The organism is Streptomyces sp. NPDC047108 (assembly GCF_040643575.1).
Lineage (GTDB): Bacteria > Actinomycetota > Actinomycetes > Streptomycetales > Streptomycetaceae > Streptomyces.
Map to the genome: position 1 here is coordinate 21,361 of NZ_JBEYUP010000036.1, position 11,458 is coordinate 32,818.

Sequence of the window (11,458 nt, forward strand, 5' to 3'; positions counted from 1 at the left end):
GACCGGGCGTCGTACCGTACGGGGCGGGACGGCGGTCACGGTGCGGACCGGGACAGCGGTTCCGGCCTGGACCGGGACAGCGGTTCGGGCACGGACCGGGACCGGGGTTACGGTGCAGGTCGGCGCCGGGGTCGCGGTGCGGAACGAGCCTGTGGTTCCCGTCCGGGAAGAGCCTCCGACCGGGCCCCGGAGACGGCTCACCCGACAGGCCCAGGGGGCTTGCCGGGACGGTCGCACAGATCACTACCGCGCGTCGTATCCTGCTCGGACACATCAGCGAGCGAGCCGGTACGGCACCACCCCCGCCCACCCCCCGGAAGCATGAGCTCGTCAAAGTTCCCCTGACCGCAAGACGCCCCTGAGGGGCGCCCAGCCGTTCGACTGGAGATGCACGTGGCCGGGCGTATCGAGGATTACGCTCTCATCGGAGACATGCAGACTGCCGCCCTCGTCTGCAGGGACGGCACGGCCGACTGGCTGTGCCTCCCGCGGTTCGACTCGCATTCGATCTTTGCGGGTCTGCTCGGCACGGACGAGCACGGCTTCTGGAGACTCGGCCCGGCGCACAAGGAGGGCACCGAGCCCCCCGCCGCGGACCGCCGCCGCTACCAGGGCGACTCCCTCGTGCTGGAGTCCGAGTGGGACACCCCGCGCGGCACGGTGCGGGTGATCGACTTCATGCCGCCGCGTGACGGAGCCCCCCAGCTCATCCGGATCGTCGAGGGCGTCAGCGGACGGGTGCCGATGCGGTCGGCGCTGAAGATGCGCTTCTCCTACGGCTGGGTGACCCCGTGGGTGCACAAGATCGACGGGCGGACGGTCGCGGTCGCGGGGCCGGACTCGGTGTGGCTGGACAGCCCCGTCGAGACCCACGGCGAGGACCTGACGACGTACTCCGACTTCACGATCTCCCCGGGCGAGCGCGTCGCCTTCACCATCAGCTGGCAGCCCTCGCACAAGGAGCCGCCGCCGCTGCCCGAACCCGAGGCGTCCCTGGAGGCGACCGAGGACTTCTGGCGCGAGTGGGTCGAGCAGTGCACCTACCACGGTCCCTACCGGGACGCGGTCGTGCGCTCGCTGATCACGCTCAAGGCGCTGACCTACGGGCCGACCGGCGGCATCGTCGCGGCCCCGACCACCTCGCTGCCCGAGGACATCGGCGGCTGCCGCAACTGGGACTACCGCTTCACCTGGCTCCGCGACGCCGCGATCACCCTGTCGTCGCTGCTGCGCACCGGCTACCGCGAGGAGGCCCGCGCCTGGCGCGAGTGGCTGCTCCGCGCGGTCGCGGGCGACCCCGAGAACCTGCAGATCATGTACGGGATCGCGGGTGAGCGGGAGCTGGGCGAGACCGAGCTGCACTGGCTGCCCGGGTACGAGAACTCCCGGCCGGTCCGGGTCGGCAACGGCGCGGCCGGACAACTCCAGCTCGACGTCTACGGCGAGGTCACCGAGGCCCTGCACCTGGCCCATATGACGGGTCTGGCGCGCAACGACTACGCCTCGCTGCTCCAGCTCAAGCTGATCAAGTACCTCGAGGACCACTGGAACGAGCCGGACGAGGGCATCTGGGAGGTGCGCGGGCCCCGCCGCCACTTCGTCCACTCCAAGGTCATGGCCTGGGTGGCCGTGGACCGCACGGTCAAGCTCATCGAGTCCGGTGAGGTGGACGGTCCGCTGGAGCGGTGGCGCGACCTGCGCGACGAGATCCACCGCACCGTGTGTGAGAAGGGTTACGACAAGGAGCGCAACACCTTCACGCAGTACTACGGCTCCAAGGAGCTGGACGCCTCGCTGCTGCTCATCCCGCAGATGGGCTTCCTGCCGCCCGACGACAAGCGCGTCATCGGCACCATCGAGGCGATCCAGCGCGAGCTGGGCACCGAGGACGGCTTCCTGCTGCGCTACCCGACGCAGGGCGACGAGAAGGGCGTGGACGGCCTCGAGGGCGACGAAGGCGCCTTCCTCGCCTGCTCGTTCTGGCTCGCGGACGACCTGGCCATGATCGGCCGCGTCGACGAGGCCCGGAAGCTCTTCGAGAAGCTGCTCTCCCTGCGGAACGACCTGGGGCTGCTCGCGGAGGAGTGGGACCCGCGGCTGCAGCGCCAGGTCGGCAACTTCCCGCAGGCGTTCAGCCACGTGCCGCTGATCGACACGGCGCTGCGGCTGACGGCCTCGGGCGCGTACGGGGGCTGAGCCGGCCGGGGACGGTGACGTTCCGCCGTCGCGGCGGGAGCGGTTCCGCGGCTCCCGCCACGACGGCATCGGCGAACGGCTCCGGATTCGGGACCGGGCCGGGCCGGGCTCAGAACGGCGTCAGCGTGAGCGTCATCGTCGCCGGGGCGCCGTCCTCGATGTACGAGGCGAAGCCCGCCACGTCGTCGAAGGCGAACCCGTACGCCCTGCCGTCCTCCGACGCGGCGTGCATCGCCTTGGCGTAGTGGTGCGCCGAGTCCGTCCCGTAGAAGCCCGCGGGGTCGGTGGTCGGTTGTTCGGCCTGGTCGAGCAGCGTGGTGCGGTTGAAGGCGGCGCCCAGGATCGCGGCGACGGGACCGACGACCGGATCGTTGGGGGCGGCCAGCGCGCCGTCGCAGAACAGCACGTCGCGCGTCGACGGCTTGTCGAAGGACACCGAGCCGGGCCCGGTGAAGGACAGCTTCCCGCCGCTGACCCGGCCGGTGAAGGTCCCCGCGTTGGTGGTGACCTTCAGGTCCTTGGACGCGTACGCGCTCCACACCTCGTCGACGTACGACGCGAAGTGGTCGTCCGCGAACAGTCCGGAGTCCAGCCCGTGGCCGGGGGCGATCACGCGGCGGTCGTCGACGACGAGCCGGGAGAAGGCGTCCTGGCCGGCGACGTCGGAGAAGATCCGGGCCCGGCCGCCGTCCTCGAGGGCACCGGTCGTCTGGTCCTTGGCTCCGGTGAGATGGATGGCCATGGGGACGCTGAACATGTCGACCATGGTGGTGTTGCAGAACATCCCGCGGTCGTTGTACGTGAACTCCGCGCAGTCGTGCAGCACCGGGTAGTTGGGATCGGCCTCCACCCAGCCCGCCGGGTAGGCGAGCCCGGCCTTGCCGTCCCCGTCCTCGACGGCCTTGAACTTCAGCTTGTCGCCGAGCGCGGCATAGATCCGGCCGGACATGGGCGGGAGCGTGAGCGTGGTGTCGCCGCTGCCGGAGAGCGGGATGGCGTAGTCGGTGAAGCCGTCGGACCCGTTGTCGGAGAGCGCGACGGGCTTCAGCTCACCGTCGGGCGTGACCCGTACCTGCTGCTGCCCGTCGTTGCCGACGATGTAGAGCCATATCGATGTGGAGGCGAATTCCCCTGTCCTGTTGGCGACGGTGAGCGGCAGGCCCGCGGCGGCGCGTGAGCCCGTACGCGGGCGGGCGGCGGGGCGCGGCGTACGCGCGGGGCCATCCGAGGCGCGGGCCGATCCGGCGGCCAGGCCGGCCCCAATCCCCGCGGCGGCTCCTGCGGCGAGACCGAGAACCCTGCGGCGGCTCAGCGGGGGCGCGCCGGCGCGGTGCTTGCTGGTAGGCATGTTTCCTCGCTCCTCTGCGTGGTGGGGGGACGGGAGGAGATGGACGTGGGAGATGGTGAGAGCATGGTGTGAAGAGAGCGCTCTCAGGTCCCTGACCCAGCACATTGCCGACAAGAGGCGGTAGCGTCAAGCCTCCGCGAAGAACAAGGAGTTGACCGTGCCCGAACCTCGCCCCACGCTGGAAGCCGTCGCCGCGCACGCCGGGGTTTCCCGCGCCACCGTGTCGCGTGTGGTCAACGGCAGCGCGGGCGTACGTGACGCGGTGCGCGAAAAGGTGCAACGCGCCGTGGCCGATCTCGGCTACGTCCCCAACAGCGCGGCGCGCAGTCTGGTCACCCGGCGTACGGGGGCGGTGGCGGTCGTCATCGCCGAGCCCGAGCGGCGCGTGTTCTCCGACCCGTTCTTCGCCCAGCAGCTCCGCGGCATCAGCCGCGAACTGTCGGCCAGCGACATCCAGCTCGTGCTGCTGCTCGTCGAGCACCCGCGGGACTATCCGCGGATCGGCCGCTACCTCTCGGGCGGCCATGTCGACGGCGCACTGATGTTCTCCCTGCACAGCGACGACCCGCTGCCTTCGATGGCCGCCTCCTCCGAACTGCCGACCGTCTTCGGCGGCCGCCCCGGCTGGGCCGACGCGGACCACGACCCCCAGCTGCTCTATGTCGACAACGACAACCGCGGCGGGGCCCGCCAGGCCGTCGAGTACCTGCTCGCCCAGGGCCGGAAGCGCATCGCCGTCATCACCGGACCGCTCGACCAGACCTCGGCGACCGACCGGCTCGACGGCTACTGCGACGCCCTCGGCGTCGCACAGCCCGACTCCGTGCTGCTGGCCCGCGGTGACTTCACGGCGGAGGGCGGCGAGCGCGCCATGGCCGAACTCCTGGGCAGCGCGCCCGATCTGGACGCGGTCTTCGCGGGGTCCGACCTCATGGCGACGGGCGCGCTGCGCGCCCTGCGGGCGGCGGGGCGACGGGTCCCGGAGGACGTGGCCGTGGTCGGCTACGACGACATGGAGCCCGCGGCCTGGGCCGAGCCGCCGCTCACCACCGTCCACCAGGACGTCGAGGAGATGGGGCGCATGATGGCCGCCCTGCTGCTGCGCCGCCTGGGCGTGGCGCCGTCCGGTGCCGCGGAGGAGGCGGCGGGGGCGATTTCGGCGCAGCCGTCGTCAGGCGCCGCGTCGGGGGCGGCGGAGACGGCTGAGGGGCCGGAGGCGGAGCAGGGGCCGGAGACCGGACAGGGGCGTGAGAGGGGACAGGGGCGTGAGACGGGACAGGGGCGTGAGACCGGACAGGGGCGTGAGGAGGAGCGGCTCGCGCCGGTGATCACCCCGGCCCGGCTGGTGATCCGCGCTTCGGCGTAGCGACGCGGGGCGGTGAGCGCGGGGCGGTGAGCGCCGGCGGAGGCGCGGGGCGGTGAGCGCGGGGCGGAGCCCTTCGGCACAGCGGCCGTGGCGCCGCCGCGCCCCTCCCCCGCCGTCGGGTCCGTCCGGGTCCTCCGCCCTTTCCCGTGCCGCCGCGAGTGGGATTGTGCGCGGCTCAGGCGCGCGGGGTAGCGTCCGCGTCATGGACGCTCAGGCCGGGATCACGGTACGGCGGGCACTCGAACTGCCCGCGCTCCGTCGCGGCCTCCCCGAGGTCGTCGCCTCGGAGGACCGGCTCGATCAGCCCGTCCGCTGGGTCCACGCGGGCGAGGTGCCCGACATCGCCTCCCTCCTCAAGGGCGGCGAACTCCTCCTGACCACCGGCCTCGGCCTCGGCACCCGCCCGGCCGACCAGCGCACGTTCATCCGCAAGCTCGCCGAGCGCGGCATCGCGGCGCTCGTCGTCGAGCTGGGTGGCCGCTTCACGGAGCTGCCCGCCGCCCTCGTGGACACGGCACGCTCCTGCGACCTGCCCCTCGTCCAACTGCACCGCCAGGTCCCGTTCGTGACCGTCACCGAGGAGATCCACACCGAGATCGTCAACGGGCACTACGCGATGCTGCGCAGCGCGGAGGAGGTCCACCGGCGCTGCACGGAGCTGCTGCTGCGCGGCGGCGGTGCCCCGGACGTACTGCGGCTGCTCGCGGAGTTCGCGGGCAACCCGGTGTTCCTGGAAACCCCTGACGGGCAGTTGCTGTACGCGGCCGGTGCCACCGGCGGATCGTCGCCCGACTCCGCCGCCGATCCGGTTCAGGTGTGGGACGGCCTGCGGCGCCAGCGCTCCGGGCGCTCGGCCGAACTGCCCTCCGGGGGCGTCACGGTCGACATCCCGGGCGGCGGGCCGGGCCCGGGTGCCGTACGCGCGCGGCTGGTGATACTCCCCGTCGACCGTCCACTCGCCGAGGTCCACCGGATCGCCGCGGAGCGCACGGCCGGGCTGCTCGCGGTCGTCCTGATGCAGGCACGGCAGGAGGACGAGCTGGCGGCGCGCGGCCGCGGCGACTTCCTCACCGACCTCGCCGAGGGCCGTACGGCGGCCGAGGACGCGCCGGACCAGGCGCGCGTCCTCGGATTCCGTCCGGCGGGCGGGCTGTTGCTGCCGGTCGTGATGCGGCTGCCCGCCGAACTCATCCCGCCCGGCGACTGGGCGGTGCTCGTACGGGCCGTGCAGGAGGAGCTGAGCACGGTCGGACTCCCGGTGCTCATGGGCGTACGGCCGGTGGAGGGGCGGGTTCCGCTGCTGCTCGGACTGCGCTCGGAATCCGAGCGGTCCGCCGCGGCCGACCGGGTCGCCGCCGCCCTGCGCGCCGGCGTCGAGCGGGCCGGGCTCGAACGGGCGGGCGTCCTGCCGCCGGCGGTCGTCGTCGGCGTCGCGGGCGACTGGGCGAACGCCGGACCGGGACTGCGGCACGCTGCGGAGGCGGCGACCGCCGCGCAGGGGCTGCCGCCGAGGCCGTGGTACGACGCGCGCCGCCTGGACATCGATCTGCTGCTGTGGCGCCTGCGCGACCACCCCGATCTGGCGGCCTTCGTGGACCGGGCGATCGGCCCGCTGATCGCCCACGACCGTACGGCCCGCCCGCCGCTCCTCCCCACGCTGGAGGCGTATCTCGCCCACGCGGGGAACAAGGCGGAGACGGCGCGCGAGCTGCACCTCAACCGCCAGACCCTCTACGACCGTCTGGCCCGGATCTCGCAGCTCCTGGTCACCGACCTCGACGACCCGCAGGCGGTGCTCACGCTCAACCTCGCGCTGCAGGCCCGCCGTCACGCCCCCTGACGGGGGCGGGCGGTTGCGACGACCATCGCTTCTGCACGGTCCGATGCGTCACCCGGTGGCCGGAGCCGCGACGAAGCGGTGGCTCGCGTCCCCGCTCAGGCGCCCCGCCGGTAGCGTGCGGCCGTAGGCGGCGAGCAGCAGGTCCTGCGCGGCGCCGGACACCGTACTGCCGCTGCCGAAGGACCAGTTCAGATCGTCGGCGGCCAGCCGGACGCCGCTGAGGTCGGCTCCGAAGAACCGGCAGGTGCGCGGCGTGACGGCGGTCAGCAGGACGCGCAGGCGGTCCTCGGGGACTCTGCGGGCGTGGTCCAGCGCGACCGTGATGTCCAGCCCGTGGACGACGTCGTGGCCGAGGGCCGACACGAACCCGCCGACCGGCGGCGTCCAGGCATGATGCGCGTTCTCGCGGAGAAACGAGGCGAGGCGGGTCGTCGAGTGGCGTTCCGCGTCCTTCCGGGCGCACCGGTCGGTCATCCGGTGCAGACTGCCGCGGGCCCGCAGGAGTTCGGCGGCGACGGCGGAGCGCGAGTACCGGAACCCGAGACTCATATGGGCCGCGACCTCACGCACCCGCCACCCGGCGCACAGGCTCGGCACCTCCCAAGCCTCCGGCGGCAGGTCGTCGAGCAGATCCGCCATCTCCCGCCGCTCCGCGGCGATGGCGTCCTTGATGTCCCGCACCGCCACGCGGTGCCCTCCGGGCAGCTTCGTCGTCTTCCCCATGACACAAGGGTGTCGGTGGCGACCGCCATCAGTCCAAGAGATGGTTCTTCTGCGACCTAGCATCACGAGTTATGGAGCTTCGCCAACTGCAGTACTTCGTCGCGGTCGTCGAGGAGGGCGGCTTCACCCATGCCGCCGCCCGCCTGCACCTGGCTCAGCCAGGGGTGAGCGCCCAGATCCGGCAGCTCGAACGGGAGGTGGGCCAGCCGCTGCTCGACCGCTCCGGCCGGTCGGTGACCCTCACGGAGGTGGGCGAGGCCGTTCTGCCCTACGCGCGGGCCGCGATCGCCGCCGTGGAGGGCGTACGGGAGACGGCGGACGCGTTCACCGGCCTGCTGCGCGGCCGGGTCAGGATCGGCCTCGTATCGGGCGCCGCCGCCCATGAGTTCGACATCGCCGCCGTCCTGGCGGGCTTCCACCGCGACCATCCGCACGTCGAGATCTCGCTGACCGAGGACACCTCGGAGCGGATGCTTCGCGCGGTGCAGCGCGGCGAACTCGACATCGCTCTGGCCGGGTTGGTGGACGAGGAGCCCCTGCCGGGCATCTCGCTTCGGGTCGTGGTCGACGAGCCGCTGGTCGCCGCCGTCGCACCCGGTGACCCGCTCCTGGCCGAACCGGGTTGCACGAGCGTTCCGTTGGCGGCACTGCGCGACCGACCGCTGATCAGCCTGCCCCGCGGGACCGGTCTGCGCGGCGTACTCGACCGCGCCTGCGCGCGGGCGGGCTTCCGGCCGCGTATCGCCTTCGAGGCGGCCTCCCCGGCCCTGCTGACACAACTCGCCGCACGGGGGCTGGGGGTGGCCGTCGTCCCGGAGCTCCCTGCCGATCTGGCGGCGGCCTCGGGCCTGCACACCCTGCCCATCACCGAGCCGCGGCCCCGGGGACGGATCGCCCTGGCGTGGGGCGCGAACGGGCCCGCGGGCCCGGCGGCGAGGGCGCTGCTGGACCTGCTCCGTACGGCCCTGCCGAAGGCTGCTGGAGGGCAGTCGGTGCAGGGAGCCGAGGGCCGGGCGGAGGCGGGCCGAGGTGGGTACGCGGCGTGTCACGAGCGCCCCGCGCCCGGATAGTGCCGCGGACGTGTCACGAGCGCCCCGCGCCCGGGCACGGTCGAGGGGCGCCCGGGTACGGCCGAGGGCGGGCGGACGGGTGCCGGGGGCCGTGGCCTGGGCTCGTCGTCAGCCGCGCGGCGCGGACCGGCAGCGGGCGTTCAACTCGTCGTAGACGCTCAGCACCTGCGCCACCGTGTCGTCCTCCGTCGGCCAGGCCGACGCCTGTTCCGGCCCCGCCAGGGTGAGTTCGGCCCTCCGGCCCGGGTCGGCGAGCAGCCGCGCGACGGCACGGGCGAGCGCCGCGGGATCGCCGTACGGGACGAGTTCGGCCGCCCTGCCCACCAGTTCCGGCACACCGCCGACCGCGGTGGCCACCAGTGGAACCCCGGCGCGCAGCGCCTCCTGCGCGAACAGGGACCGCGCCTCCCACCGGCTCGGCAGCACGGCGGCGTCGGCCGCGCCCAGCAGCGCGGCGATGTCCTCATGGCGGCCGAGCAGCCGCACCGGCAGGTCCTCCAGGTCGATGCGCCGCTGCAGCCAGGGACGTTCGGGGCCCTCGCCCGCGAGGACGAGCAGCGGCTGCGGCTCCAGGCGGCGCCAGGCGCGGGCGGCGTCGAGGAGGAGGCCGTGCCCCTGCCAGGCTTCGAGCCGGCCGACTGTGAGGAGCAACGGCCGCCCCACCGCGCCCAGTTCGGCCCGCGCCTTGGTGCTCCGGCGGTCGTCGTCGTCCCCGGTCCCGTCCGTACTGTCGGGTGCGGGGCTGCGGCGGGGCTCGGGAACGGCCACCGGCGCGAGGCGAGCATCGCGCGCCCCTCGTTCCCTGGCGCGCTCGACGAGTTCCGAGCACGCTCCGAGCACGACAGTCGCCGCCCGCGCGGCGCGGCGCTCCGTCAGGCGTACGAGATGCGCTCGCGCGCCCTCCGCCTGGATCGCGGTGTGCCAGGTGACGACGAGGGGTGTGCGGGCGCAGCCGAGGGCCAGTGAGGACCGTACGGCGGAGCGCGACCCGTGGGCGTGCACGAGGTCGGCGTCCGCGCAGACCGCTCGCAGTACGGCGAGTGCTGCCGGGTCCGTACGCGCTTCTGCGGGGACGAAACGGGCTCCGGCACCGGTGAAGGCGTAGGCGCGTTGAGCCGCGTAGGGGGCGCACACGGTCACCCGTACGCCGCGTGCGACGAGACCCGCCGCGAGCGAGCGCACATGCGCGCCGCTGCCCGAACTGCCGCGCCCCAGCACCTGAACCACGTGCAGGGGCGGCTGCCCCAGCGGCGGGACCGATGTGCTGCTCACGCGGTGGAGCTCCTGACTCGGGTGGAACGCGAGGCGGTGCGGGCGGAGTGTCGTGCGGGACGGCGGACGCACGTCGCGCGCCCCCAGCATGCCAGCACCGGCCCCCGGGCGGGCAGGGATCCCCGGCGGTTTCTGCGCGCCGAGGCGGGGCGCGCGCCCGGGCGGTCACCCGTCCGGGTTACGACGATCAGCGGAGGACGACGCGGGGAGGACGTCTGGGGGACGGCGGCCGCGGAGAGCGAACCGGCTTCCGAGCGGGCGGTCAGCGGCCACGCCCGCCCGTGGGCCGTACGGGCGTGACGCCGCGCGAGAAGACGGTGGCGGGTTCGGGCCGGCGGCCCAGCGCGTCCCATGCGCGGAGGGGCGCGAACTTCCTCCAGGCGGTGCCGGTTCCGACGGCCTCACCGACGATCGCGGCACCGACGACGGCGGCCGCGTGCAGGACCAGCCCCGTACGGCCGTTACCGGCCACGACCGCCAGACCGAGCCCGGCACCCAGGGCATGGGCTCCCGTGTCGCCGAGCATGGTGCGTTCGCCGAGGTCGTCGCAGAGGACGGCGGCGACGGCGCCGACCGGCGCGGCGGCGAGGACTCCGGCGGCGCCGCCGAGCAGCAACCCGGGTGCGGCGGCGGCGAGTACGGCCTTGGCGGCCCGCCCGGGGCGTACGTCGAGGAGGTTCGCCAGATGCGCGCTCCCCGCGACGACGACCCCCGCGAGGACGCGGTCGGCGGCCCGCTGCTTGAGCAGGGCCCCCGCCAGAAGTCCGGTGGCACCGATCCCGAACAGCTTGACGGCGCCCGAGGTGATCTCGCCCTCGCGCAGCGCCCCGAGATGGGCGCGGAACCCGCGGCGCCGGTCACCGCGACCCGCCATGTCGTCGTACGCGCCGCAGGCCCCGGCCGCGAGGACGGCCAGCGCGGCGGCGGCCCGTGCGCGGACGGGGAGGGTGGGCGCGGTGGTGACGGCCAGCGCGGTGCCGAAGGCGACGGCGGGACCGGCATGGAGATCGACCATGCGGCCTGTGTGGTTGCGCCGCTGCCACAACTCGGTGCCGCCGGGCGCCTTGCGCCGCATCCCGGCGTAGGCCGCACGGGCTGCCCCCGCCGCGGCGAGCAGGGCCGCGGCCCGCCCCCGCATTCCGCCGTCCGGCTCCGCCGCCATCGTCTTGCTCTCCTCACCTGGTGAATCGCCCGTCACCCTAATTCCTCATCACCCCTTCCAGGAGGGCGGGTTGAGGAATTCCCGCAGGCGGGAAGGGGAGGTGGACGGCCTGCGCGAGGACCGGAGGCCGGTCGGGGCCGGATGCGGGGCGCCGGGAGCGTGCGATGCCGGGCGCCGACGGGGCGTACGACGAGTCCGGTAGGCGACGGGGCGGGTGGGTGTGCGAGGCCCAGGCCGCGCAGGCAACGCGTCTCGCGAAGACGGGCACGTACGGGCCTGATGCGCCGAGTTGGGCGGTGACCGCGCAGACTTCGGCGGCGGGCAGCACGCCGTGTCGCCCCTGCGCGGCCCGGTCCCGGGGGGTGCCTCTATGTCTTTCGTCAAGTGAGGCGTGGGGTTCTGGGTTCGTAGAAGGTGCCGTCGCGGAGCATTGCGAACAGCACGTTGATCCGCTGGCGGGCCAGGCGGAGAAGTGCCTGGG

At 73.9% G+C, this 11,458-nt stretch carries 8 protein-coding genes; 4 read left to right on the plus strand and 4 right to left on the minus strand.

The window, feature by feature from the left end; genetic code table 11:
* Positions 1–387: 387 nt before the first annotated feature.
* Entirely contained in the window at positions 388–2,196 is a 1,809-nt protein-coding gene (locus ABZ822_RS32295; protein ID WP_360861982.1) for a glycoside hydrolase family 15 protein, read from the plus strand.
* Between the two features lie 109 nt (positions 2,197–2,305).
* Here ABZ822_RS32295 and ABZ822_RS32300 read toward each other — a convergent pair whose 3' ends face one another.
* Positions 2,306–3,544 carry a beta-1,3-glucanase family protein gene (locus ABZ822_RS32300; protein ID WP_360861984.1) on the minus strand — a complete coding sequence of 413 codons (1,239 nt, stop codon included), beginning with the start codon at positions 3,542–3,544 and terminating at the stop codon, positions 2,306–2,308.
* A gap of 151 nt (positions 3,545–3,695) precedes the next feature.
* On the opposite strand from ABZ822_RS32300, the gene ABZ822_RS32305 reads away from it, so the two are divergent.
* Both ABZ822_RS32305 and ABZ822_RS32310 read left to right on the plus strand, forming a co-directional pair.
* The gene (locus tag ABZ822_RS32305; RefSeq protein ID WP_360861986.1) at positions 3,696–4,910 is read left to right on the plus strand and encodes a LacI family DNA-binding transcriptional regulator; all 1,215 of its coding nucleotides are present in this window, start codon (positions 3,696–3,698) and stop codon (positions 4,908–4,910) included.
* A gap of 202 nt (positions 4,911–5,112) precedes the next feature.
* On the plus strand, positions 5,113–6,750 hold the full coding sequence (locus ABZ822_RS32310; RefSeq protein ID WP_360861988.1) for a PucR family transcriptional regulator: 1,638 nt from the start codon (positions 5,113–5,115) through the stop codon (positions 6,748–6,750).
* Between the two features lie 48 nt (positions 6,751–6,798).
* On the opposite strand, the gene ABZ822_RS32315 is transcribed toward ABZ822_RS32310, so the two are convergent.
* Complete coding sequence (locus ABZ822_RS32315) at positions 6,799–7,473, minus strand: maleylpyruvate isomerase family mycothiol-dependent enzyme (protein ID WP_360861990.1); 675 nt, start codon at positions 7,471–7,473, stop codon at positions 6,799–6,801.
* Between the two features lie 71 nt (positions 7,474–7,544).
* Here ABZ822_RS32315 and ABZ822_RS32320 point away from each other — a divergent pair, with 71 nt between their 5' ends.
* Positions 7,545–8,543, plus strand: coding sequence for a LysR family transcriptional regulator (locus ABZ822_RS32320; protein ID WP_360861992.1), 999 nt, complete (start codon positions 7,545–7,547; stop codon positions 8,541–8,543).
* A 108-nt stretch (positions 8,544–8,651) separates the two neighbouring features.
* Here the strand turns inward: ABZ822_RS32320 and ABZ822_RS32325 are convergent, their stop codons facing one another.
* Positions 8,652–9,815, minus strand: coding sequence for a glycosyltransferase family 4 protein (locus ABZ822_RS32325; RefSeq protein ID WP_360861994.1), 1,164 nt, complete (start codon positions 9,813–9,815; stop codon positions 8,652–8,654).
* A 262-nt stretch (positions 9,816–10,077) separates the two neighbouring features.
* Positions 10,078–10,953, minus strand: coding sequence for a hypothetical protein (locus tag ABZ822_RS32330; protein ID WP_360862004.1), 876 nt, complete (start codon positions 10,951–10,953; stop codon positions 10,078–10,080).
* Positions 10,954–11,458 lie beyond the last annotated feature (505 nt).

Bases quoted from the DNA above. Each gene is read 5' to 3' on its own strand.
- ABZ822_RS32330 (WP_360862004.1), bottom strand. From the start codon at position 10,953: ATGCGGGGGCGGGCCGCGGCCCTGCTCGCCGCGGCGGGGGCAGCCCGT.
- ABZ822_RS32320 (WP_360861992.1), top strand. From the start codon at position 7,545: ATGGAGCTTCGCCAACTGCAGTACTTCGTCGCGGTCGTCGAGGAGGGC.
- ABZ822_RS32295 (WP_360861982.1), top strand. From the start codon at position 388: ATGCACGTGGCCGGGCGTATCGAGGATTACGCTCTCATCGGAGACATG.
- ABZ822_RS32300 (WP_360861984.1), bottom strand. From the start codon at position 3,544: ATGCCTACCAGCAAGCACCGCGCCGGCGCGCCCCCGCTGAGCCGCCGC.
- ABZ822_RS32310 (WP_360861988.1), top strand. From the start codon at position 5,113: ATGGACGCTCAGGCCGGGATCACGGTACGGCGGGCACTCGAACTGCCC.
- ABZ822_RS32315 (WP_360861990.1), bottom strand. From the start codon at position 7,473: ATGGGGAAGACGACGAAGCTGCCCGGAGGGCACCGCGTGGCGGTGCGG.